Origin of the sequence: Halarchaeum rubridurum (assembly GCF_014647115.1) — an archaeon.
Taxonomy (GTDB): Archaea; Halobacteriota; Halobacteria; order Halobacteriales; family Halobacteriaceae; genus Halarchaeum; species Halarchaeum rubridurum.
In genome coordinates this window covers 16,557-40,480 of sequence record NZ_BMOO01000001.1, presented here as the reverse complement: position 1 = coordinate 40,480, position 23,924 = coordinate 16,557, and the positions used below count along the sequence as shown (strand labels likewise).

The window sequence follows — 23,924 nt, the reverse complement described above, 5'->3', positions numbered from 1 at the left end:
TCATCCGTCACGGCCAAAGCGCTCCCGTCCCTACGCGCCGGGCGTGAACTCCCGCCTCGCCACCGCGGTCGTCGGCCTCGTCGCCTCGCTGGCGCTCAGCGCCGCCATCTACTACGCCACCGGCTGGTTCGTCTTCTTCATCGCCATCCCGTTCGTCCCGCTGCTCTTCCGCGGCCTCCGCGACCGGGGCGACGCCGAGGCGGGCGACGGCCCCGCGGTCCGCAGGTGTCCCGACTGTGGCTTTCGGACGGACGACCCGGACGTGCGCTACTGCCCGCGCGACGGGACGGCGCTCGATTAGTCGTCGACGTCCCCGCCGCCACCCGCGTCACCGCCCGCGTCGCCGCCCTGTGCGACCTCGTCCAGGGAAGTCTGCACCGTCCCGGCGGTCGTCGTCGACGGGCCGACCGCCTCTGGTTCGATGGGCGCGCCCGCGAGGAGTTCGGGGAGGACGAGGCGGACGAAGTGGACGACGAGGACGAGGAGCATCGGCCCGAGGAAGATGCCGTACCACCCGAAGAGGAGCGGCCCGAAGATGTACGCGAGCATCACCATCCCGAGGTGGAGGTTCCGCCCGGAGACGTACGGGCGCAAGACGAGGTCGGGGACGACGTCGACGATGACGAACGAGACGGCGACGTACAGCGCGGGGAACCAGAACGTCTCCGGGCCGGCGCTCGCCGCGCGCACCGCGAGCAGGCCGGCGACGGGGACGTAGACGAGTTTGATGCCGACGACGGGGACGAGGCTGGCGACGCCCGTGAGGACCCCGAGGAGCGCGGGATAGGGCACGCCGACGCCCGCCGGCGCGACGTAGTCGAGGAGGCTGTACGAGATGGCGCCGATAATCGCCGTGATGACCGCGTTGAGGATGTTCCCGAAGAAGATGTTCGAGAAGTCCCCGTCGACCCGCTTCGCGTACGCGTGGACGACGCCCTCCGCGTCGTCGAAGCGCCGGTGGAACCACGAGGCGAGGCGCGCGTCGTCGCGCAGCAAGTAGAACGCGATGACGAGCGTCACGAACGTGTGGAGCGCGACGCTCCCGAAGAAGCCGAGGTAGCCCTGTGCGGCCCGAATCGCCCCCTGGAGGGCCGCGAGCGCGTCCTCCGAGGCGAGTATCGACTGCGGGTCGCGGGCGATGCTGGCGACGTCGACGTACGGCGCGAGCACGCTCTCCAGTTGCTGGAAGCTGTCCGGGTGCGTGCTCAAGTAGACGTTGAGCTCCTGGAGGCCGATGGCGAACGCGTACGCCAACAGGAGGAGCGCCGGCAGGGCGAAGACGAGCAGGCTCACCATCGCGGCGAGCGTCGGCGGCCGGATACGGTGGCGGAGCCGCCGGTAGACCGGCCGGACGGCGTAGTAGAGGAAGACGCCGAAGACGAACGTCCCGACGAACGAGTAGACGACGAACGCGAGGACGCCCGCGAAGACGACGGCCATCGCCCACCAGCCGAGCCGCGAACGGTCGACGTCCCACGTCGTGCTCATGGCGCCGACTCGGTGGGCCGCTCCCAAAAACCCACGTGCTCGGCGTCCCGCCACCGCGACCGTCCCCGTCCACCGCGCTCCCGGGTCGCACGAACCGGGACACCGCCGCGCCGTGCGCCGACACGTCACCCGTCGTCGGGGCCGAAACGGAGGGGGCTAGTACTGGTAGCGCCGGCCCTCGTCGTCGTCCTGCGGGAACTCCTGGCGGCCGCCGGCCATCTCGTCGTAGCTCATCCCCGCGAGGTACTCGTCGTAGGTGGCGTCGTACGCGCTCCGGAGGTTGAAGTCGAGCTTGCCCGACTGGACGTAGGAGTCGAAGAGCGCGTGTATCGCGCGCCGGACGAGCTCGTCCGACTCCTCGGGGTCGAGGGCGGCGACGAGCATGGCGAGTTCGGTCCGGGACTCCCTGTCGAGGGCGAAGTCGGCGTCCTTCAGCTCGCGGTTCGTCGCCTGGACGTCGTCGACGAGGTCGTCGAGGGTCACGTCCGGCACCTCGCGCGGCGTCGGGAAGGCGATTGGGGTTCGGCGGCGTCGCGGCCCGGCGCGTGTCGCCACCCTCAAGCGCGCGCCGCCACGAGAGACGCGCATGAGCGACGCGGACGCGACGGCTGACCAGGGTGGCGACGACGACCCGCGGACGCACCTCCCGGCGGACCTCGACGCCGTCCGCGACGCCCTCGTCTCGTGGTACGAGGACGACCACCGCTCGTTCCCGTGGCGCGAGACGACGGACGCCTACGAGATACTCGTCTCCGAGGTGATGAGCCAGCAGACCCAACTCGGGCGCGTCGAGACGGCGTGGCACGAGTTCCTCGATAGGTGGCCGACCGTCCACGACCTCGCGGCCGCCGAGCGCGGCGACGTCGTCGGCTTCTGGACGGGCCACTCGCTCGGCTACAACAACCGCGCGCGCTACCTCCACGAGGCCGCCGAGCAGGTCGTCGCGGAGTACGACGGCTCGTTCCCCGCGGAGCCCGACGAACTGGAGGAGCTGATGGGCGTCGGCCCCTACACCGCGAACGCCGTCGCGTCGTTCGCGTTCGACAACGGGAACGCCGTCGTGGACACGAACGTCGAGCGCGTGCTCTACCGCGCCTTCGACGTCCCCGACGACGACGAGGCCTTCGCGGTCGTCGCGGGCGCGCTCATGCCCGCGGGCGAGTCGCGGGTCTGGAACAACGCGATGATGGAGCTCGGTGGCGTGGCCTGCGAGAAGACCCCGTCGTGCGACGAGGCCGGCTGTCCGTGGCGGACGTGGTGTCACGCCTACGAGAGCGGGGACTTCACCGCGCCCGACGTCCCGACGCAACCCGAATTCGAGGGGTCGCGCCGGCAGATGCGCGGGCGGGTCGTGAAGGCGCTCTCGAACCACGACGAGCTCGCGCTCGACGCCCTCGGCCCGAAGGTCCGCGTGGACTACACGCCCGAGGGCGAGCACGGCCGCGAGTGGCTGCGCGACCTCGTCGCCGACCTCGCCGACGACGGCCTCGCGGCGCTCGACGAACGCGACGGCGAGCCGGTCGCGCGGCTGCGCTGACCGTCGCCCTCGCACGGTCGTCGAACGACGACGCTCGGCGGGGTCGTTCGCGGACGCGTCCGGCGCGCGTGGTTTCGACAGTCGTTTAGGGGCGGGGGACTTCTCACCGCTAAATGGGTTCGTGTATCATTTGCGGCGCCTCCACGGACGGATACATCTGCGAGACGCACGAGGAGGACGTCGTCTTCGAGTTCCGCGGTTCCACGCCCGAACAGCTCACGCCGGGTCGCTTCTACGAGGGGCACGTCGACGGCTTCGCCGAGTTCGGCGTCTTCGTCGACATCGGCGACAACGTCACCGGTCTCCTGCACAAGAGCGAGATACCCCAGCGCCTCGAGGCGCTCGACTGGGAGTCCGGCGACACCGTCTACGTCGAGGTCGAGGACGTCCACGGCAACGGGAACGTCGACCTCGCGTGGTCGATTCGCCAGTCCGAACGCGAGTTCCGCGGGCTGCTCGTCGACGACCCGGACGCACCGACGAACGCCGAGCTCCCAGAGGCCGAGGACGAAGCGCCGCCCGCGGCGTCCGAGCCGGACACGGCGGACGAGACCGAGGAGCCCGAAGAGGAGGCCGCGGAGAGTGCGAGCCACGGCGAGCGCGAGCCGTCGACGGACGAGCACCAGGCCGAGACGGGCGACGAGTCGGGCGCGGACGAGTCGGCGACTGACGCAGACACGGAGACCGAAACAGCATCGGACGAACCCGAGCCCGAGGAGGTCGTCCGCGTCCCCATCGACGCCCTCGACGCCGAGGTCGGCGAGCTCGTCGCCGTCGAGGCCGAGGTTACCGGCGTCCGCCAGACGTCCGGCCCGACGGTCTTCGAGCTGACCGACGAGACGGGCACCGTCGACGCCGCGGCGTTCGTCGAAGCCGGCGTCCGGGCCTACCCGGAGGTCGAGGCCGGCGACGTCGTCCGCCTCGTCGGCGAGGTCGAGCGCCACCACGGCGAACTCCAGTTGGAGACCGAGGAGCTCGACGTGCTGACGGGTTCGGAGGCGAGCGCCGTCCACGAGCGCCGCGAGGCCGAGGTCACGGAGCGCGCGACGCCCGACGACGAGACGCTGCTCGTGCAGGACACCGCGGTCGACGTCGTCCACGACGACCTCGTCGACGCCGCGACCGAGATTCGCCGCGCCATCATCCAGTCGCGCCCCGTCATCGTCCGTCACACCGCGGACGTCGAGGGGTACGTCGGCGGGGCCGCCATCGAGCGCGCCGTCCTCCCGCTCGTCCGCGCCGAACACACCGCGAGCGACGCCGAGTACCACTACGTCGACCGGCGTCCGCTCGACGACGGCTTCTACACGCTCGACGACGCGACGAAGGACGTCACCTCGATGCTCCAGGCCGCGGACCGCCACGACGAGAAACACCCGCTGTTCGTCCTCGTCGGCACGGGGAGCACCCGCGAGTCCACGGACGGACTCGGCCTCCTCGCGCAGTACGACGCCCCGACGGTCGCCCTCGACGGCGGCTACGCGGACGGCGAGGCCGCGGACGCCGCGGACGTCCTCGTCTCTCCGACCCAACACGACGCCGAACCGGTCTCGACGGGCGTGCTCGCCACGCACCTCGCGGGCATCGTGAACGACGAGGTCCGCGACGACCTCGCGCACCTCCCCGCCGTGCCGTTCTGGGCGGACACGCCGGACGTCTACGCCGAACTCGCCGCCGAGGCCGGCTACGACCGCGACACCGTCGAGAACGTCCGCGACGCGCTCGCTCTGGAGGCCTTCTACCAGGCCTACGAGGACAAACGCGAGATCGTCATCGACCTCCTCTGGGACGAATCCCACACCGGCCTCGTCGGCCACGTCGGCGAGCAGTTCCGTGAGAAGCTCGAAACCGAGTTCGAGACGGCCGAACCCCATCTCGAGGCGCGCGACGTCGACGGCGACGTGACGCTCGACGTCCTCGACGTCGACCAGTACACGCACCGCTACGACTTCCCGCCCGTCGCGCTCCTCCTCGACGCGCTCCACCGCGAGCGCGCCGACGGCGACTACGTCCTCGTGGGCGCGGACAGCGACGAACTCCGCGTTCGCTCGACGGGTGACCTCGACGTCCGCGCGGTCGGCGAGACGCTCAAGGCGGACCTCCCCGAGGCCGGCGTCGTCCCGCGCGGCGCGCAGGACGGCCGCATCGAGTTCCTCAGCGGCGAACGCGACGCGGTCGTCGACGCCGCCGTCGAGGCGCTCGCCGAGCAGTTCGACTGACTCGACGCGCACCCCCAACGATACGTTTTTGCGTCGTGGTCGGCTGATTCACGCCCAATGAGTAGCGAGGCCGAGAGCGGCGAGGACGAGGCGTTCGCGGCGGCGTGCGAGGACCTCGTCTCGCGCATCCTCGCGGGCGACGTCGGGCAGGGCGACGTCGAGAGCGCGAAACTCGACGTCTGTTCGGAGCACTCCGTCGCGCAGGTACCCAAACACACGGACCTGCTCGACCACGCCCCCGATGGCCGCCGCGAGGAACTGGAGGAGGTCCTCCAGCGCAAGCCCGTCCGCACCGCCTCCGGCGTCGCGCCCGTCGCGGTGATGACGAGCCCGCACCTCTGCCCGCACGGGAAGTGTCTCTACTGCCCGGGCGGCCCCGCGAGCGAGTTCGGGAGCGCCCAGTCCTACACGGGCCACGAGCCCGCGGCGGCGCGCGGCGAGCAGAACGACTACGACCCCTACGGGCAGGTGACGTTGCGGCTCAACCAACTCCGCGAGATCGGCCACCCCGTCGACAAAGTGGAGCTGATAATCATGGGCGGGACGATGACCGCGCGCTCGCACGACTACCAGGAGTGGTTCGTGAAGCGCTGTCTCGAGGCCCTCAACGACCACGACCTCGACGTCGAGCCCGCGCCCGCCGAGGGCGTCTCGTTCGCCCAGAGCGAGGCGGAGTACGAGTTCTCGTACCTCGAGGACGTCAAGACCGAGAACGAGTTCGGCGACATCCGGAACATCGGGACGACGTTCGAGACGAAGCCCGATTGGTGCGACCCCGAGCAGATAGACCGCATGCTCGACCTCGGCGGGACGAAAGTCGAGGTGGGGGTCCAGACGACGTACGAGCGCATCAACCGGGAGATGCATCGGGGCCACGGCAACCAGGCGTCCATCGACGCGAACAGAAATTTGCGAAACGCGGCGTTCAAGGTCGGCTTCCACATGATGCCGGGCCAACCCGGGATGACCGAGCGGATGGTCGAGGAGGACTTCCGGCAGCTCTTCGAGCGCCCCGAGTGGCGCCCGGACTACCTGAAGATTTACCCGACGCTCGTCGTGCGCGGGACGCGCGTCTACGACCAGTGGCGACGCGACGACTTCGAGCCCCTGCAGAACGAGCAGGCCGCCGAGCTCGTCGCGCGCGTGATGAAGGACCTCCCGCGGTACGTCCGCCTCCAGCGCGTCCAGCGCGACATCCCCGCGGACTTCATCGACGCCGGCGTCTGGAAGTCGAACCTCCGACAGCTCGCGTGGCAGAAGATGGACGAGCACGGATGGGAGTGCTCCTGCATCCGCTGTCGCGAGGTCGGGATGAACGACGAGGACCCCGAAACCGTCGAGCTCGGGACTATCGAGTACGAGGCCGCCGGCGGGACGGAGCAGTTCATCAGCTTCGAGGACTTCGAGAAGGACCTGCTCGTCGGCTTCGCGCGCCTGCGCTTCCCGGACGAGGTGGCACGCGAGGAACTGGCGAACGCCGCGCTCCTGCGCGAACTCCACGTCTACGGCGACGCCGTGAGCGTCGGCGAGGAGAGCGGTGACGGCGACCAGCAACACCGCGGCTACGGCCGGCGGCTGATGCGCGAGGCCGAAGCACGCGCCCGCGACGCCGGCTACGGGAAGCTCGCCGTCATCTCCGGCATCGGCGCGCGCCAGTACTACAAGCGCAAACTCGGCTACCACCAGGACGGGCCGTACGTGGTGAAGAAGCTGTGAGCGCGGAGCGCTAGCGGTCCGCGGCCGCGAACGTAGCGAGTGACCGCGAGCGCGGCAAACGGTCGGCGAACACGACGGCGCTATCCGTCCGCGCGGGCCGCTCGCCGTCGCGTTTCGCGCGGCGACCCGCGTCTCGTTCTCAGGGCACGAATCGCGGTGGGGTCGCCATCCGGGATGAACCCGACTGGTCCGTGGTCGCCCCGCCTCAGGGCTCGTTCGCGTCGGCCTGCGGGCGGAGGATGGCGTTGATGGTTTCCACCGCGGGGACGTCCACGCCCTGTTCGTCGGCGCGCCGCACGGCGCTCCCGTGGAGCGCGTCGAGTTCCATGCGCTTGCCGTGCGTGAGGTCGTAGTGGAGACTGGAGTAGTTCTCGTCGTTGTCCATCGACGCCATCGCGTCCAGCCACTTCGTCACGGGGTCCCAGTCGAAGCGGACGCCCTCCGCGTGCGCGACGGAAACGACCTCCTCCATGACGCGCCGGTAGAGCGCCCACGTCTCCTCCGTGTCGTTGATGACGCCGAACGGCTGGCGCGTGGCGGCGGTGAGTCCCGCCTGCGCACAGATGAGCGCGAACTTGTCCCAGAGCGTCGCGTGGACGCTGTCCGTGTAGTCCGCGCGCATCCCCGCCGCGTCCTCGCAGGCGTCGCGGAAGTCGTCCGCGAGCGCCGGGCGCGCCGGGGCTTCGTCGGCGATGTCGTGGTACTGCCCGAAGATGATGCGGGCGGGCCCGCCGGTGTGCTCGACGACGCCGGGGGCCTTGATCGTGCTGAAGATGTAGGTGACGCCGCCCCAGACGCGCTCCGTGCCGACGACGTCCGCGAGCACGTCCTCGTTGTCGACGCCGTTCTGCAGGGAGAGCACCGCGGAGTCCGGGCGGAGCATCGCGTCGAGCGCCGCCGCCGCGTCCGCGGTGTCGAAGGACTTCACGCAGAAGAGCACGAGGTCGACCTCGCCGACCGCCGCCGGGTCGTCCGTCGCCGGGCAGTCGACCGCGAAGTCGCCCGCGACGCTCTCGACCGTCAGGCCGTCCTCGCGGAGCGCGTCGAGGTGCTCCCCGCGCGCGATGAACGTGACGTCGTGGCCCTGCTGGGCGAGGCGGCCGCCGTAGTACGCGCCGACGCCGCCCGCGCCGTAGACTGCGATCTCCATGTCGGGGTCGTCGTCGCGGGACGGCAAAGAGGTAGGGGAGTCGGCGACGCGAGCGGGGCGCTCGCTCGTTCCGCGGACTCTCCGAGCCCGCGTAGACCGCAGTACAAAAGGGCACCACCCCGCTAGTGACGGTATCATGGACGAGAAACGGGAACTGACGAGCGTCGACCTCGTCGCCCTCACGGCCGAGCTGAACGGCTATTCGGGCGCGGTGGTCGACAAGGCCTATCTCTACGGCGACGACCTCGTCCGCCTCAAGATGCGGGACTTCGACGAGGGTCGCGTCGAACTCCTCGTCGAGGTCGGGGAGACGAAGCGCGCGAACGTCGCGCGCCCAGAGCACGTGCCGAACGCGCCCGGTCGCCCCCCGAACTTCGCCAAGATGCTTCGCAATCGCCTCTCGGGGGCGAACCTCCACGAGGTGCGCCAGCACGGCTTCGACCGCATCCTGGAGTTCGAGTTCCGCCGCGAGGACCAGGACACGACCATCGTCGCCGAACTGTTCGGCGACGGCAACATCGCGGTGCTCGACCAGAACGGCGAGGTCGTCGACAGCCTCGAAACCGTCCGTCTGAAGTCCCGGACGGTCGCGCCCGGGAGCCAGTACGGCTTCCCGCAGTCGCGCGTGAACCCCCTCGAACTCGACTACGAGGGGTTCGCCGAGCGGATGCGTCAGTCCGACACCGACCTCGTGCGGACGGTGGCGACGCAACTGAACTTCGGCGGGCTCTACGGCGAGGAGCTCTGCACGCGCGCCGGCGTCGAGAAGACGAAGGACATCTCGGAGGCCGACGAGTCGGACTTCGAGGCGCTCTACGACGCGACCGAGCGCCTCCTCGACGACGTGAAGGCCGGCCGCACCGACCCCCGGGTCTACTACGAGCGCGCCGAGGACGCCGAAGACGCAGCGGACGGCGCGGACGGTGCGGACGGTGCGGGCGAGGAGAGCGAGCGGGGCCGTCGCGTCGACGTGACGCCCCTCCCGCTGGAGGAGCGCGCCGACCTCCCCGCGGAGGCGTTCGACTCCTTCAACGCCGCGCTCGACGACTACTTCACGAACCTCGAAACCGAGGCCGACGAGGGGTCGGAGGAGACGACGAGCAAGCCCGCCTTCGAGGAGGAGATCGCGAAACGAAAGCGCATCATCGAACAGCAGGAGGGCGCGATTTCGAACTTCGAGGAGCAAGCGGAGACGGAGCGCGAGAAGGCGGAACTCCTCTACGAGCGCTACGACCTCGTGGACGACGTGCTCTCGACGGTCCGCGAGGCGCTCGCCGCGGGCTACGGCTGGGACGACGTCGAGGAGCGCTTCGAGCAGGGCAGAGAGCAGGGCATCGAGGCCGCCGAGCACGTCGTCGGCGTCGACCCCGAGAACGGCCTCGTGCGCCTCGAACTCGACGGTCACACCATCGGCCTCGACCCCGACGCGGGCGTCGAGAAGAACGCCGACGCGCTCTATCGGGAGGCCAAACGCGTCGAGGAGAAGAAGGAGGGCGCGCTCGCGGCCATCGAGAACACCCGCGAGGAGCTCGAACAGTGGCAGGCGCGCCGCGAGGAGTGGAGCGAGGAGGAACACGAGGACGAGGAGGACGAAGACGAGGAGCCCGAGGACGTCGACTGGCTCTCGCGGGCCTCGATTCCGGTGCGCAAACAGGAGCAGTGGTACGACCGCTTCCGGTGGTTCCGCACCAGTGACGGGTTCCTCGTCATCGGCGGCCGGAACGCCGACCAGAACGAGGAGATCGTGGAGAAGTACATGGACGGCTACGACCGCTTCTTCCACGCGCAGGCCCACGGCGGGCCCGTGACGGTGCTCAAGACCTCCGCGCCGAGCGAGCCCTCGCAGGACATCGAGGTGCCCAAGCGCTCCCTGGAGGAGGCCGCGCAGTTCGCCGTCACGTACTCCTCCGTCTGGAAGGACGGCCGCGGGGCCGGCGACGCCTACATGGTGATGCCCGACCAGGTGTCGAAGACGGCCGAGTCGGGCGAGTACCTCTCGAAGGGCGGCTTCACGATTCGCGGCGACCGGACGTACTTCGAGAACACGCCCGTCGGCTGTGCGGTGGGTATCACCTGCGAGCCCTCGACGCGCGTCGTCGGCGGGCCGCCGTCGGCCATCGAGGGGCAGGCGGAGACGACGGTCGCCCTCGAACCCGGGAAGTTCGCGCAGGGCGACGCCGCCAAGCGCGTGTACAGGACGTTCCGCGAGCGCTTCGCGGACGAGTCCTTCGTCCGGAAGGTCGCCTCGCCGGACGAGATTCAGAAGTTCATGCCGCCGGGCGGGAGCCGGATCGCCGACGAGTGACGGCGTCGTCGAGCCGCGTTCGTCGGCGACGCGCTCGGAGCAGAGGACACAAGGCCGCTCGCGCCCGACGGTGAGCCATGCAGATCAAGGAGCGCGAGGCGCGCGAGGGCGGGGCGGAGCGGATCACGCTCGTCCCGGAGAGCCTCGACGACCTCTGGCACCTCGCGTACGTCCTCGAACCCGGGGACCGGGTGTCGGGCGACACGACCCGGCGCATCCAGCGCGCGGACGACCAGATGCGCGACACGGGCGGGGAGCGCGAGCCCATGTGGATCGCCCTCGACGTCGAGGACGTCGAGTTCCACAAGTTCGCCAACCGCCTGCGCGTCTCGGGCGTCATCGCGGACTGCTCGCGCGAGGACCAACTCGGCCTCCACCACACGCTGAACGTCGAGGAGTTCGACGAGCTCACGGTCACGAAGCTGTGGCAGCCCGACCAGATCGAGCGCGTCGAGGAGGCCGTCGAGACGGCGGACCAACCCGACGTCGCCATCGCCACCGTCGAGGAGGGCGAGGCGTACATTCACACCGTCCAACAGTACGGCGTCGAGGAGTCCGGGTCGTTCACGGGCACGACGGGGAAGGGCGAGTACGCCCGCGGGCGCGAGGAACTGTTCGCCGAACTCGGCCAAGCCCTCGAACGGATGGACCCGGACGCGGTCATCCTCGCCGGCCCGGGGTTCACGAAGCAGGACGCCCTCGACTACTTCGACGAGCAGAACATGGACTTCGTCGAGCGCGTGACGACCGTCGACACGTCCGCGGCGGGCGGGCGCGGCGTCCACGAAGTCCTGAAGCGCGGCGCGGTCGAGGACGTGCAGGCCGAGACGAGAATCGCCGAGGAGTCGGAGCTGATCGACGAGCTGATGGAGCGCCTCGGAACGGACGAACCCGTCGCGTACGGCGTCGAGGAGGTGGCGAAGGCCGCGGACTTCGGCGCGGTGGAGACGCTGCTCGTCCTCGACGAACGCCTCCGCAAGGAGCGCGCCGGCGAGGGCGACTGGGACGTCGACGTGAACGAGGTCATCACGAGCGTCGAGCGCCAGGGCGGCGACGTCACCGTGTTCAGCCACGAGTTCGCGCCCGGCGAGCGCCTGCGCAACCTCGGTGGAATCGCGGCGCTGCTCCGTTACCGGCTGAACTGACGGGCCTCGGGCCTCAGACGGTCGCGTCGAAGCCGCCGTCACCGAGGCGGACGGCGACGAACCCGAGGAGCCCGCCGTAGACGAGGTGCGCGACGAGCGTCACGAGGAGGAAGCCGACGAGCGACCCGCTCGCGCCGGCACCGAGGCCGAAGACGACGGCGTAGCCGATCCAGAGCGGGACGGCGAAGACCGCACCGCGGACGCCCGGCACGTCCCCCGGGAGGTACTCGCGGAAGCTGAGGTAGACGACCGGCCACGCGAAGACGCCGATGGCGGCGAACAGCAGGAAGCCGGTGGCGGGGTCGGGTTGCGCGCCGACGAACGCCCCGAGCGCCTCGAACGGGCGGGCGCGATAGCCGGTCAGCACCTCCCCGGCGAAGAGGACGGCCACGAGTCCGGCGGTCCCGGCAACGCCACCAGCGATAGTGCTCAGTTCGTCACGCATACGTCAGCTACGCGCCGTGAGGGGAAAAAGACCGCTGCGGGGGCGCGCGGGCGCGACGGCGCGTTCTGGCGGAGGGACGGGCGCGTCGTGTGCGAGTCGGAGGCGAGCGACGCGCGAATCGCGTGGCGCTCACCCGGTGTCGGTCGGGCCACACCGTATCGTCTCGCCCTCGTGCGCGACGGTCACGTCGCCGTCGTAGTGCTCGCGGACGCCCGCGACGAGCGCGTCGCCGGCCGCCTCCGCGTCGGGATAGCGGTGCGTGAGGGAGACGCCGTGGTAGTTCCGTCCCGCGAGGACGCGCCCGAGTTCGCGCGGCGTCGCGTGCCCGTCGCTCGCGTGGCCGTCCGGGAACGAGCAGTCGTGGACGAGCGTCGTCCCGGCCGCGAACGCCGCGAGTCCGGGGTCCGCGGGTGTGTCGCCGCTCACCGTGAGCGCGTCGCCGAACCGGTACGCGAACGACCGCATCGACGTCGAGTGCGCGGTCTCGTACGTCTCGACGTCGAGGTCGACGAGGGTGAACGCGCCGCCGGCGATATCGCGTGCATCGACGCGGACGCGGCCCGCGAGGTAGTCGTGGACGTCGAGCAGGCCGTCGACCAACTCGGTCGTTCCCGGCGGGCCGACGACGGGGAGCGCGTCGGCGCAGTCCGCGAGCCACCGCGCCTTCAGCAGGGGGAGGAGGTCGCTCACGTGGTCGACGTGGCCGTGCGTGAGGCAGACGGCGTCGAGTCCCGTCACGCCGGTCTCGGTGCGCGCGAGGCGTTCGAGGACGCCGCTCCCGCAGTCGACGAGGATGCGCGTCGCGCCGTCGCGGACGAGCAGGCCGGATTGGGCGCGTTCGCCGTCCGGGAGCGCGCTCCCCGTCCCGAGGACCGTCGCCCGCATCTATCGCCGCGCCCAGTTGAGCATCCGCGCGTAGAAGTCGTCGCTCGATAGGGCGGCGGAATCGCCCACGAGCACGAGGGCCTTCTTCGCGCGCGAGAGCGCGACGTTCAGTCTTCGGTAATCCTCGAATATCGGGCCGTCCAAGCTACCGGTGGCGACGAACGAGACGACGATGACCTCCTTCGCGGAGCCCTGGAAGCGGTCCACGGTGTCGACGGCGACGCCCTCGGGGACGCGCCGGCCGATCTCCCCGACCTGCGCGCGGAAGGGCGCGATGACGCCGATCTGGCCGGCGTCGAGACCGGCCGCACGGTAGTCGGCGACGACCTCCGCGACGCGCTCGGCCTCCGCGGGGTCGACGTGGGCGTCCGTCGTCCCCGTCACCTGCTCGAAGCCGACGCCGTCCACGACGTTCTCTGTACTGACGCCGAGGTCCGCGAGCGACTGCGTCGCCACCTCGCCGCTCGCCGGGCGGAGCTTCCCACCGTAGAACTCCGTCGAGGAGAACGCCTGGATGCGCTGGCGCATCCGGTACTGGCTCTCCAGCAGGACGCCCGCCTCGGGGTGCTCGTCGATGAGGCGCTCGAAGAGCGACGTCGTGAGCCGGCCGCCCGCCTGCACGACCGGCGGGAGCTGGTGGTGGTCGCCGACGAGGACGAACCTGGCACCGCGGTTGAGAGCCGCGAGCGCGCCCGGCTCGGTGAGCTGACTCGCCTCGTCGACCAGCACGACGTCGAAGGACTGCGAGCGCATCACGCGCGACCCGCAGGTCGCCGTCGTCGCGGCGACGAGCGACGCCGCGCCGAGTCTGTCGGCCTGCTCGTGGGGCCCCCCGGCGTTCTCCAAGCGGTGCTCGCGCATGTCCTCGCGCACGCCGGTCTCGGTGCCGACGCGGACGACGTCCGTGACGCCCTGCTCCTCGACGGCCTCCAGGGCGTTGTCGACCGCGCGGTTCGTGAACGCCGAGAGGAGGACGCGCTCGCCGCGCGCGACGAACTCGCGGACGAGCGTGGCGATGGTGTACGTCTTGCCCGTCCCCGGCGGGCCGTGGATGAGCGCGAAGTCCTCGGCGTTCAGCGCGCGATTCACCGCCGCGTTCTGCGCCTCGTTGTTCGGGACGACGTCGCGCGTCTCGTCGCTAAAGGACGGCTCCGCGCGGCCGAAGAGGACGTCCTTCCGGCGGTCGTCGCCCTTCAGCACGAAGTCGTGGAGCGCCGTCAGCATCCGGGAGACGGAGAGCTCCGAGGGGTAGACGTCGAGGCGTCGAAGGGTGAGCGGTTCGTCCGTCGTGACGACCACCCGTTCCTCGTCGAGGCGCTCGACGCGGCCCATCTCCGCCGTGCCGTGCACGGGGTCGCCGTCGCTGGCGAGCACGCGGTCGCCCTCGCGTATCTTCGAGGACGCCGCGGCGGGGCGTCGCGCGCGCAGCCGCCAGCGGCCGTCGACGAGCTCCTCGCGGCCGTCCGGGTCGAGGTCGATGACGGCCCGGTCGTCGTCCGCGCGCTCCTCGGGTGACTGCTTCCAGAGCTTCGCGTACTCAGCGTGTATCTCGCGGCGCTCGGCCTCGACGGCCTCGTAGAGCTCCTCGAAGTAGTCGCGTTCGTCCTCGGGGAGCATCGAGCCGATCTGGCCGGCCTTCGACTCCTGATTCAGCCGGCCGGAGACGACCATGCAGGCGTCCTGCGAGAAGCAGTACTCGCACTTCGCGTTCGACTCCTTCCCCGTCGGCACCGTCATGTCGTGCTCCATCGCCGCGAGGCGGTTGCGCGAGCGGACGACGAACTCCAACAGCCCGGGGCCGATGGAGAACTCCTTCGCGGGCGAGAGGTCGCCGCTCTCTTCTGCTCTGTCCACCGCGGCGTTCTTCGTGTAGAGCAGGGTTCCGGTGTCGGCCTCGACGCCGCGCTCCTCCAGCATGAGGGCGTAGCAGGCCGCCTGAATCTTGTCGTGGAAGCGCGGGTCGCGGTTCGTGTTCTTCCCCGTCTTCAACTCGACGGGCATCCCCCGGCGAATCGCGTCACAGCGGCCCTTGATGCCGAACGTATCGGAGATGAGGGTGTACTCGGAGCGCCAGTCGTCGTCCACGTGCCAGCCGGCACGCTCAGACGACGCGGCGTCAGCCGCGGAGTCCTCGGTGAGGAGGCCCTGATTCAGCCACCCCTCGATGGCGGCGGCGTGCTGGTGGACCTCCTCGCGGACACTCTCGGGGTCCTCGCCCAGCAGGCCGAGTTCGAGGCCGGCGTCGTCGACGGCGTCGTCGATGGCGGCCTCGAGGTCCCGCCCGCGCAGGAGGTCGCCGAAGACCTCGTGGACGAGCGTCCCCTTCGCCACGGGGTATTTGAGCGGGAGTCCGGAGAGCTTCGAGAGGTAGTACTGGCGGGGACACTGCACCCACTCCCGGATGTCCGTCACGTCCACGAGGTAGTCGGGTTCGACGACGACGTACGACCCCTTCGAGGTCGCGTACTGCGTCTCGCCGTTCCACTCGCGCTCCTCGGGGTCGGTCAGGAGGAGCTCCATCCCGGGTTCGAGGTAGTCGGCGGTCTCCGTCCACTTCCCCCAGAGCGTCAGGGTTCGGGGCGGGGCGTCGCCCGGCTCGACCGTCACCTCGACGAGGTCGCGCTCGCCGTACTGCGTGCTGACCGTACGCCCGTCGCCGACGGCCGTCACGTCGCCCCGGATAGTCACGCACGGTGGTAGTCGCGGCCGGCGAAAAACGCTGTCGCTAATCGTCGAAGAGCTGCCAGCCGACGTCCTCGCGGTCGGCGTGCGCCGCGACGAGCCGCCCCGTCCCGTCGTGCGCGGCGATGTCGCCGCGCGCCAATGTCTCGTGGGTGTCCTCGATGGTCTCCGGGGTCACCTTCTCCGTCACCTCGAAGGTCTCGACGGGGTCGATAACGCCCCAGAACGCGCCGACGGCGTGGAGGACGACGGCGAGCGGCGTCGCGAGGAGGAAGACCGGCCAGACGAGCGGGTGTTTGTCGTAGGCGCGACAGCCGAGCGCGGTGTAGCAGAAGAGGACGCAGAGGAGGGCCGTCGAGACGAGCCCGTAGAGCCGGAGGCCGGGCGCGCTCCCCGGCACGAGGTACGCGGCGACGACGAGCAAGGGGACGAGGGGGCTGAACGCCCACGCGACGACGCGCGTGAACGCGAGCGGGACGTAGGTCGCGGGGAGCGTGTCGTCCTGCATCGTCCCGGAGAGCCACCGGCGGCGCTGTTTGACCATCGCCTTCAGCGACGGCGGGGCCTGATTGCGAAAGCGCGCGTCCACGACGGCGAAGTCGAGGTCGACGTGGTCGGCGGCCCGCCAGACGAAGTTCGTGTCCTCGGTGACGGTCGCGGCGTCCCACGTCACGGCGTCCTCCAGTTCGTGGCGGAAGGCGATGCCGCCGCCCCACGCGTAGAGCGGGTAGCGGAGGCTGTCGAAGCCGACCTGCTCCGTCTGGTAGCCGACGCGGAAGACCTCGCAGACGTAGGTGAGCCGCGACCCCGTGTAGATGGGCTTCTCCGTGAACTGCACGACGTCGGCGTCCGGGAGACCCGTGAACGACGTGACGAGCGTATCCTCGTCGAGGTAGCAGACGTACTCGCGCTCGCAGGGCACCTCGCGTCGCGCCCACTCGATCGCCCGGCCCTTGTTCGTCGCCACGCAGTCGAACGACTCGGGGACGACGTGGACCGCCGCGCCCTCGACGTCGATGGGGGCTTCGGCGATAACGTGGACGTCGTCGACCGCGTCCGGGACGCTGTTCACCGTCGCTTGCACGACCTCCGCCGCGTCGACGGTGAGTATCCGCACCTGCACCTCGTCGAGGTCGTGCGCGAACGCCTCGTCCTCGGGGTCGTGGACGGACGAGCGGAGCACGAGGACCTCGACGAGCCACCACAGCACGGACGAGCCGTAGAGGATGAGCGCGGCCCAGAGGAGGACGATGAGGCCGACGAGTAGTGTCTGCGACGCTGACGCCATGAGCGGACGTCAGACGCGTTCGGGACTTGAGTATTCGTATCTCCGGGGCGCGCGCCGGTCGGGCGGGTCGTCGACACTCACCGCGCTCGGTTTTCGGCTCCGGGCGACGCGGGCGGCTCAGTTCCCGGCGACGCGGGCGACCCAGCGCATCGGCTCGTCGAGCTCGGCGTCGCTCGGGAGGTGCTCCGGGGACTCCCAGACGAGCCCGGCCGTCTCGACGTCGCGGGCGTCCGCGACGGCGTCGAAGAACGCCTTCCCGCGCTCGTACTGCTCGCGTTTGAGGTGGAAGCCGAGGAGGCGCTTGAGGAGGCCCCCGAGCGGTCCCTCGGCCTCGCGGCGCTCGTCGAGCTTCCGCCGGAGGTCGTCGAAGGAGTCGTCGAACGCCCGGTCCATCAGGAGTTCGGCGTACCCCTCGACGGCGGTCATCGTCGTCACGAGCTCGCTGAAGGCGTCCGCGTGGAGTTCGGCCTCGGAGAGCCCCTCGACGCCCTCGCGCAGGCGCGTTTCGAGGTGGTCGCCGAGCCACGGCGCGGCCCCGAACTCCGCGGCGTGCGTCACCTCGTGGAAGGCGATCCAGCGCCGGAAGCGGGGGACGGCGACGTCCATCTGTCTCGCCGCGCCGACGATGTTCGGGTGGACGAAGTAGAGCCGATGGTCGTCGCTCTCCGCGAGCAAGAGCGGGTCGTACTGCCCGAGCACGCGGCTGGCGACGAAGGAGAGCGTCCCGGCGGTCGTCGCGGTGTTGAGCGTGCGCGCGACGCCCGGGAAGGTCGCCTCGCGTTCGAGCGGCGCGAACGCCCGGCGGAACGTCTCGACGTTCGCGTCGATCCAGTGATGGCGGTTCTGCACGTCCACCGTCTCCGGGACGTCGAAGTCGAGCCCGGAGACGTGCCGGATGCGCGCGCGCGCCGCCCGCACGTCGCTCGCGTACCCCTCGCGGTCGGCGGGCGCGAGGTCGAGCGCGCCGGGGTCGGTCGCGCCCTTCGCCGCGTCGGCGACCGCCGCCCAGTCGACGGCGTCGTCGCCGGACGCACCCGCGACCGCACGGGCGCTGTCGAGAAGCGTCATATCCGAAATCGGTGCCGTGTCGGGATAGGCCTTGTCCTCACCCGACGCGCGTCGTCAGGCCCGCGTCACGGCCTCAGACCTCGGCGTCCGCGTCGTCGTCGCCGAGCGTGCGCTTGACGACGAGGCCGGTGACGACGAGGAATCCGAGGACGACGAGGAGGCCGAGCGCCTTCGCCTTGCTGCAACCGCATCCCGTGTCGGCGTCGGCGTCGCCGAACGTGTCGGCCGCCGTCTCGGCGCGCTCCTCGTCGGCCGGCGCGATACCGACGTCGTCGCCCGATTCGTCGCCGAAGTCGGCCTCGAAGGAGAAGCCGTCGTGCACGTGGAACTCGATGATGCCCATGGTCCATCCTCGTCGCGGAGGCGCAAGTGGGTTGCGACCGCGGCCGTCTCCGCGGCGTGGGCCGGCGACGAAGCGGCACCGCGGCCGGGTTCCGGTGGCTTCTTCCTCGCGCCGGTCGGCCGACCGGTATGGACGACGACCAGCGGGAGTTCCTCACCGACCTGCTCGCCACGGCGAGCCCCTCGGGCTTCGAGACGCCCGCCCAACGCGTCTGGATCGAGTACGTCGAGCGCTTCGCGGACGACGTCCACACCGACGACTACGGGAACGCGGTCGCGGTCTACGACGGCGGTTCAGGCCCCGAGATAGCCGTCGGCGGCCACGCGGACGAGATCGGTTTCGTCGTTACCGCCATCAACTCGGAGGGCTACCTCCACCTCGCGCCCGTCGGCGGCACCGACAAGTCCGTCTCGAAGGCCCGACAGGTGCACGTCCACACCGACGACGGCCCCGTGAACGGCGTGATAGGACAAGCCGCGATTCACGTCCGCGACCGGGACGACGCGGAGTACGACGACATCGAGGAGATGACCCTCGACGTCGGTGCCGACGACGAGGAGGACGCGCGCGACCTCGTGAGCGTCGGCGACCCGGTGACGGTCGCTCAGTCGCCCGCCCCGCTCCGCGGGTCGTTGCTCACCGGCCGCGGCCTCGACAACCGCGTCGGGATTTGGGTCGCCGCGGAGACACTCCGACGCGCCGCCGAGCGGGGTGCCGAGTCGACCGTCTACGCCGTCTCGACGGTCCAGGAGGAGGTCGGGCTCTCCGGGGCGAAGATGGTCGGCTACGACCTCGACCCGGACGCGGCCGTGGCGGTGGACGTCACCCACGCCTCCGACCACCCCGAGTTCCCCGGGAACAAGCACAACGAGGTCGCGCTCGGCGACGGCCCCGTCGTCGCGCGCGGGTCGACGAACCACGCCGCGGTCGTCGAGGCGGTCCGCGACGCCGCGGCGGACGTGGGCATCGACGTCCAGTTGCAGGCCACGGGCATCCGCACCGGGACGGACGCGGACGCGTTCTACACCTCGCGCAGCGGCGTCCCGTCGCTCAACCTCGGCCTCCCGAACCGCTACATGCACACGCCCGCGGAGGTCGTCGACACGGACGACCTGGACGCCGCTGCGGACCTCCTCGCGGCGTTCGCCGTCGAGGCGGCCGGCCGCGAGTCGTTCGCCGTGGAGTTCTGAGGCCGGTTCGGTGTCCCGGCCTCACACCTGCGTCGCACGTCCGCGTTTCGCGCGCCGGATGAGTCGGTACGTTTAAGCGTGCGACGGGCACCCGATGTTGTATGAGCGGCCGACCGCTGGACGTCCTCGAGGCTTCCCTCGAAGAGACCGTGACCGTGGTACTCAAAGACGGCGGGGAGCACACCGGCGTCCTCACCGGGTACGACCAGCACATGAACCTCGTTCTGGAGAACACCGACGCGGGTGAAGACACAATCGTTATACGCGGCGACAACGTCGTAACGATCAACCCATGACTGGAGCCGGTACGCCGAGCCAGGGGAAGAAGAACAAGACGACGCACGTCAAGTGCCGCCGCTGTGGCGAGAAGTCGTACCACTCGCGGAAGAAGGTCTGTTCGAGCTGTGGCTTCGGCAAGTCCTCGAAGCGCCGGAGCTACGAGTGGCAGTCGAAGCAGGGCGAATAAGCGCTTCTCTCTTTCGTTCTCACGCCGCGTAGCGACAGCTCTCTCGCGTTTTCGTCGCTCTTTCCGCCATCGAGTGGTCGCGTTCTCTCTTCCTCTCCCCCCCGTCGGCCAACCGAAAGAGCTACGCCGGAACGGCGTGCGAGAAGGTACCAGACACCGTGGAACGTATCCCCTTGGACAACACCGTCTTCGAGGGCCGAAACGACGTCTACCTCCTCGATGAGGGGTCGGAGACGGCGCTCGTCGACGTGGGCGACCCGACGGCGTCGACGCGCGAGGACCTGCGCGCGGCGCTCGCGGCCCACGATCTCTCGTTCGCGGACGTCGATACGGTCCTCCTGACGCACTGGCACCCCGACCACATCGGGCTCGCGGGCGTCGTGCAAGCGGCGGGCGGCGCGACCGTCCACGTCCACGAGGCCGACGCGCCCCTCGTCGCCGGCGACGAGGCGGCCTGGGACGCGATGCGCGCGACGCAACACCGGCGCTTCGAGGAGTGGGGCATCCCGGACGCGAAGCGCGACGAGCTCCGTGCGAACTTCCACGGCCCCGAGGCCTTCGAGGCGTTCGCGGACGTGACGCCCTTCTCCGACGGCGCGACGTTCGACATCGGGACCGACACGCTTCGCGCCGTCCACGTCTCCGGTCACGCGGCCGGCCTCTGTCTCTTCGAGTTCGACGACGACGGCGCGCACGCGGCGTTCACGGGCGACGCGCTCCTCCCCGAGTACACGCCGAACGTCGGCGGCGCGGACGTCCGCGTCGAACACCCGCTGCGGGACTACGTCGCGGGTCTCGAACGGGTCGCGGCCGCGGACTACGACGTCGCGTGGCCGGGCCACCGCGACCGGATCGACGACCCGACCGGGCGGGCTCGGGAGATAATCACCCACCACGAGCACCGCGCCTGGCGCGTCCTCGACGCCGTGCGCCGGCTCGACGAACCCGACACGTGGGCGGTGAGCGCCGACCTCTTCGGCGACCTCCACGGCGTCCACATCCTCCACGGTCCCGGGGAGGCCGACGCACACCTCCGTCACCTCGCCGAGGCGGGCGTCGTGCACCGAGACGCCGACCGGCGATACCGCCTCGCGGACGGCATCGCGGCGCGTCTCGCCGGGCGGTCGGACGAGCGCTGGCCGCTGACGGAGGGGGCCGACGGCGAACGCCGCTGAGAACCGCGGGTGCGGGCCGCGAGTCGGGGCCGCGGGTCCGGGCGCCGCGCTTCGGTCGCCGATGGACCCTCCGCCATGTGTGGGCACGAACGTGTATACATCGAGCCGATTATCGGCGATTCGGTTCACAACCACGGGTGTTTTACGTGATGCGAACGCAGGAGAGACCATGACAGGGCGGGACGAGACGGTCGAGAGCGGACCGCGGGAGAAGTGCGGCGTGGTCGGTATCTCCCTCGACGAGCGCTCGGCCGCGCTCCCGACGTACTACGCGCTGTACGCGCTCCAGCACCGGGGACAGGAGTCGGCCGGAATCGTCACTCACGACGGGTTCCAACAGCACGACCACGTCGAGATGGGCCTCGTCGGCGACGCGTTCGACGAGGACGACATCGAGGCGCTCCAGGGCAGCGCGGCCATCGGTCACGTCCGCTACCCCACCGCGGGGAGCGTCGACAAGTCGTGCGCGCAGCCCTTCACGGTCTCCTTCAAGGGCGGTGCGCTCGGGCTGAGCCACAACGGCAACCTCGTCAACGCCGCGAGCGTCCGCGACGAACTCGCGGATTCGGGCCACGCGTTCACGAGCGACGGCGACACCGAGGTCATCGCGCACGACCTCGCGCGCAACCTCTTAGAGGAGGACCTCGTGCGCGCCGTCAAACGGACGATGAACCGCATCCACGGCTCCTACGCGCTCACGATCAGCCACGACGACACCATCCTCGGCGTCCGGGACCCGGAGGGGAACCGGCCGCTCTGCATCGGCAGAATCGACGACGGCTACGTCCTCGCCTCCGAGTCCGCCGCCATCGACACACTCGGTGGCGAGCTCGTCCGCGACGTCCGCCCCGGCGAGCTCGTCGTGCTCCACGAGGACGGAAGCGGCTTCGACTCCTACCAGCTCGTCGAACGCGACAACACCGCCCACTGTTTCTTCGAACACGTCTACTTCGCGCGCCCGGACTCCACCATCGACGGCGAACTCGTCTACGAGGTCCGCCGCGAACTGGGCCGAAAGCTCTGGGAGGAGTCGAGCGTGGAGAGCGACGTCGTGATGCCCGTCCCGGACTCCGGGCGGGCGTTCGCCTCCGGCTACGCCGACGCCTCACAGGAGGGCGACGGGGAAGGCGTCGAGTTCGCGGAGGGGCTGATGAAGAACCGCTACGTCGGCCGGACGTTCATCATGCCGACGCAGGAGGCCCGCGAGCGCGCCGTCCGCCTGAAGCTCAACCCCATCCGCTCGACCGTCGAGGGGAAGTCCGTCACCATCATCGACGACAGCATCGTCCGCGGGACGACCTCGAACCAGCTCGTCCAGCTCGTCCGCGACGCCGGCGCGGAGGAGGTCCACATCCGAATCGGCGCGCCCGCCATCGTCGCGCCCTGCTACATGGGCATCGACATGGCGACCCGTGACGAACTCATCGCCGCCGAACAGTCCGCCGACGAGATCGCCGAGCAGATCGGTGCGGACAGCCTCTCCTACCTCTCCGTCGACGCCGTCACGGAAGCGCTCGGCCGCTCGCGCGCCGACCTCTGTCTCGGTTGCGTGACGGGCGAGTACCCCTACGACATCGACGGCGAGACCACCGACCGGGACGTCGAGCGCCCCACCGTCGGTTCCGACGTCCCCGCCGACGACTGACGCCCTCGTTCTTCCACCACCGTTCGTCTCACATCCGAGTCCGTTCTCCATCCCCTCCCCCCGTTCTGCAAATGTTCGAGCATCGGCGTGTGGGACCGGGCCCGACTCCCATCTCGGTCGCCACCCCTAGCCCTCCATCGACGGTTGCCCGCCACGCACGTCGTCGGGGCCGCTGCGTGCGACGTAGCTCTCCCGCACGCCACTTCCCGTACACCGCGAACGAGTGGACGCGGAGCACGGAGAGCACACGAAACACGAGAATCACGGGAAACAGCAGAATCATTGGAAAGACACCTTCCTCGCGGTCACGAACCTCGCCATCGAGGAGCAGACCCCCGTCCGCGCGAAGGAGGCCTACGGGATGTACGAGCGCGTCTGCGCGGAGAACGGCGCGGACCCGCTCAGTCCGCTCCGTCCACGACCACCTGATCGACCTGGCGATGCTCGGCTTCCTGGCGCAGTACGACCGTAACCACGGCCGCGGCGGCGGCCAGTACTACGAGTACGAACTCGACGTCGGGCCCGCCATCGTCACCTCCGTCCTCGGCGCGGAGGAGTGACGGACGGGAGGGTGACCGCCGTGGTGGAGTGACGCGTCTGTGGAAGAGTAACCGCCGTGATGGAGTGACGCGTCGCGGGGCCGGTGTTTCTGAGAGGTGTGTCGCGAAACCGACGAATAGTGACGAACAGTGGTACGTGACGACGAACAGCGATGTGTAGCGACGAACAGCTGCGCGTGGCGAACAGCAGTGAGCGACGGCGAGTCGTAACAGGTGGCGACGGCGAGCGAAGACTGGTGGTGACGGGTGGAGGCGCACCACCGCCGAGCGGTCGTTACCGACCTTCGACGGACTCCCGCTCTCACCGCAGAACATTTGCAGAACGGGGTGGGGGGAGGGGGTGTTCGTCCCCGGATACGACGCCCCAGTGATTCACCCCACCCCCCCCTACCCTATCCCACACCTCCACCACGCCGGAACATTTGCAAAACGGGGGGAGGGGGCCCGACACGCGCCGCCGAACTCCCGCGGCGGCTCGATTACGGTACCGAATCGCACGGAGACGGCACGAGCGACGCGGAACGCCGCGCCCGCCCCCTGCTTCGGTGTCGCACTCCGGGGGCGAATCGCAAGTCTCTTACTTAACCCAGCAGTACGAAGAAATGCGAACGCGAGAG

At 70.2% G+C, this 23,924-nt stretch carries 22 protein-coding genes; 13 read left to right on the top strand and 9 right to left on the bottom strand.

The features are described 5' to 3' along the window. Positions 1-43 precede the first annotated feature (43 nt). Positions 44-301 carry a hypothetical protein gene (locus tag IEX84_RS00205; RefSeq protein WP_188868966.1) on the top strand — a complete coding sequence of 86 codons (258 nt, stop codon included), beginning with the start codon at positions 44-46 and terminating at the stop codon, positions 299-301. On the opposite strand, the gene IEX84_RS00200 is transcribed toward IEX84_RS00205, so the two are convergent. Together IEX84_RS00200 and IEX84_RS00195 are read right to left on the bottom strand one after the other, a co-directional pair. Then, positions 298-1,488, bottom strand: a complete 1,191-nt coding sequence (locus IEX84_RS00200) for an AI-2E family transporter (RefSeq protein ID WP_188868965.1) — start codon at positions 1,486-1,488, stop codon at positions 298-300. The genes IEX84_RS00205 and IEX84_RS00200 overlap by 4 nt on opposite strands. Positions 1,489-1,644: 156 nt before the next feature. Next, the gene (locus IEX84_RS00195; protein WP_188868964.1) at positions 1,645-1,971 is read right to left on the bottom strand and encodes a hypothetical protein; all 327 of its coding nucleotides are present in this window, start codon (positions 1,969-1,971) and stop codon (positions 1,645-1,647) included. A 103-nt stretch (positions 1,972-2,074) separates the two neighbouring features. Between IEX84_RS00195 and IEX84_RS00190 the strand changes: the two genes are divergently transcribed. From IEX84_RS00190 to IEX84_RS00180, 3 genes are all read left to right on the top strand, one after another. Beyond that, on the top strand, positions 2,075-3,025 hold the full coding sequence (locus IEX84_RS00190) for an A/G-specific adenine glycosylase (protein ID WP_188868963.1): 951 nt from the start codon (positions 2,075-2,077) through the stop codon (positions 3,023-3,025). 113 nt (positions 3,026-3,138) lie between these two features. Continuing rightward, the gene (locus tag IEX84_RS00185; protein ID WP_188868962.1) at positions 3,139-5,244 is read left to right on the top strand and encodes a DHH family phosphoesterase; all 2,106 of its coding nucleotides are present in this window, start codon (positions 3,139-3,141) and stop codon (positions 5,242-5,244) included. Between the two features lie 57 nt (positions 5,245-5,301). After that, the gene (locus tag IEX84_RS00180; RefSeq protein WP_188868961.1) at positions 5,302-6,960 is read left to right on the top strand and encodes a tRNA uridine(34) 5-carboxymethylaminomethyl modification radical SAM/GNAT enzyme Elp3; all 1,659 of its coding nucleotides are present in this window, start codon (positions 5,302-5,304) and stop codon (positions 6,958-6,960) included. A gap of 205 nt (positions 6,961-7,165) precedes the next feature. On the opposite strand, the gene IEX84_RS00175 is transcribed toward IEX84_RS00180, so the two are convergent. Beyond that, entirely contained in the window at positions 7,166-8,110 is a 945-nt protein-coding gene (locus IEX84_RS00175) for a ketopantoate reductase family protein (RefSeq protein ID WP_188868960.1), read from the bottom strand. A 136-nt stretch (positions 8,111-8,246) separates the two neighbouring features. Here IEX84_RS00175 and rqcH point away from each other — a divergent pair, with 136 nt between their 5' ends. Beyond that, complete coding sequence (rqcH, locus tag IEX84_RS00170) at positions 8,247-10,415, top strand: ribosome rescue protein RqcH (RefSeq protein WP_188868959.1); 2,169 nt, start codon at positions 8,247-8,249, stop codon at positions 10,413-10,415. Positions 10,416-10,492: 77 nt separating this feature from the next. Further along, the gene (locus tag IEX84_RS00165; protein ID WP_188868958.1) at positions 10,493-11,560 is read left to right on the top strand and encodes an mRNA surveillance protein pelota; all 1,068 of its coding nucleotides are present in this window, start codon (positions 10,493-10,495) and stop codon (positions 11,558-11,560) included. Positions 11,561-11,573: 13 nt separating this feature from the next. Here the strand turns inward: IEX84_RS00165 and IEX84_RS00160 are convergent, their stop codons facing one another. The 6 genes from IEX84_RS00160 to IEX84_RS00135 form a co-directional block, all read right to left on the bottom strand. After that, positions 11,574-12,005 carry a DUF6789 family protein gene (locus IEX84_RS00160; protein ID WP_188868957.1) on the bottom strand — a complete coding sequence of 144 codons (432 nt, stop codon included), beginning with the start codon at positions 12,003-12,005 and terminating at the stop codon, positions 11,574-11,576. 129 nt (positions 12,006-12,134) lie between these two features. Beyond that, the gene (locus IEX84_RS00155; RefSeq protein WP_188868956.1) at positions 12,135-12,890 is read right to left on the bottom strand and encodes an MBL fold metallo-hydrolase; all 756 of its coding nucleotides are present in this window, start codon (positions 12,888-12,890) and stop codon (positions 12,135-12,137) included. Beyond that, complete coding sequence (locus IEX84_RS00150; protein WP_188868955.1) at positions 12,891-15,578, bottom strand: AAA domain-containing protein; 2,688 nt, start codon at positions 15,576-15,578, stop codon at positions 12,891-12,893. A 37-nt stretch (positions 15,579-15,615) separates the two neighbouring features. Continuing rightward, positions 15,616-16,860, bottom strand: a complete 1,245-nt coding sequence (locus tag IEX84_RS00145; RefSeq protein ID WP_188868954.1) for a glycosyltransferase — start codon at positions 16,858-16,860, stop codon at positions 15,616-15,618. A gap of 117 nt (positions 16,861-16,977) precedes the next feature. Next, positions 16,978-17,928 carry a zinc-dependent metalloprotease gene (locus IEX84_RS00140; protein ID WP_188868953.1) on the bottom strand — a complete coding sequence of 317 codons (951 nt, stop codon included), beginning with the start codon at positions 17,926-17,928 and terminating at the stop codon, positions 16,978-16,980. Between the two features lie 73 nt (positions 17,929-18,001). Continuing rightward, a complete protein-coding gene (locus tag IEX84_RS00135; RefSeq protein WP_188868952.1) occupies positions 18,002-18,271 on the bottom strand; it encodes a hypothetical protein in 270 nt (89 codons plus the stop codon). 128 nt (positions 18,272-18,399) lie between these two features. Between IEX84_RS00135 and IEX84_RS00130 the strand changes: the two genes are divergently transcribed. The 7 genes from IEX84_RS00130 to IEX84_RS14800 all read left to right on the top strand — a co-directional run bounded on the left by IEX84_RS00130 (position 18,400) and on the right by IEX84_RS14800 (position 23,307). Next, positions 18,400-19,461, top strand: a complete 1,062-nt coding sequence (locus tag IEX84_RS00130; protein WP_188868951.1) for a M20/M25/M40 family metallo-hydrolase — start codon at positions 18,400-18,402, stop codon at positions 19,459-19,461. Between the two features lie 101 nt (positions 19,462-19,562). Next, complete coding sequence (locus IEX84_RS00125; RefSeq protein WP_188868950.1) at positions 19,563-19,757, top strand: LSM domain-containing protein; 195 nt, start codon at positions 19,563-19,565, stop codon at positions 19,755-19,757. Further along, positions 19,754-19,927, top strand: coding sequence for a 50S ribosomal protein L37e (locus tag IEX84_RS00120; RefSeq protein WP_188868949.1), 174 nt, complete (start codon positions 19,754-19,756; stop codon positions 19,925-19,927). The genes IEX84_RS00125 and IEX84_RS00120 overlap by 4 nt, the downstream gene beginning before the upstream one ends. A 158-nt stretch (positions 19,928-20,085) precedes the next feature. Beyond that, positions 20,086-21,102 (top strand): MBL fold metallo-hydrolase, encoded by a 1,017-nt coding sequence (locus IEX84_RS00115; protein ID WP_188868948.1) that lies wholly within the window; start codon positions 20,086-20,088, stop codon positions 21,100-21,102. A gap of 169 nt (positions 21,103-21,271) precedes the next feature. Next, the gene (purF, locus tag IEX84_RS00110; RefSeq protein ID WP_188868947.1) at positions 21,272-22,747 is read left to right on the top strand and encodes an amidophosphoribosyltransferase; all 1,476 of its coding nucleotides are present in this window, start codon (positions 21,272-21,274) and stop codon (positions 22,745-22,747) included. A 223-nt stretch (positions 22,748-22,970) separates the two neighbouring features. After that, positions 22,971-23,219, top strand: coding sequence for a hypothetical protein (locus tag IEX84_RS14805; protein WP_280921177.1), 249 nt, complete (start codon positions 22,971-22,973; stop codon positions 23,217-23,219). Next, positions 23,188-23,307: a hypothetical protein gene (locus tag IEX84_RS14800; RefSeq protein ID WP_280921176.1), complete on the top strand. Its 120-nt coding sequence runs from the start codon at positions 23,188-23,190 to the stop codon at positions 23,305-23,307. Before IEX84_RS14805 ends, IEX84_RS14800 begins: the two co-directional genes overlap by 32 nt. Positions 23,308-23,924: the final 617 nt, after the last annotated feature.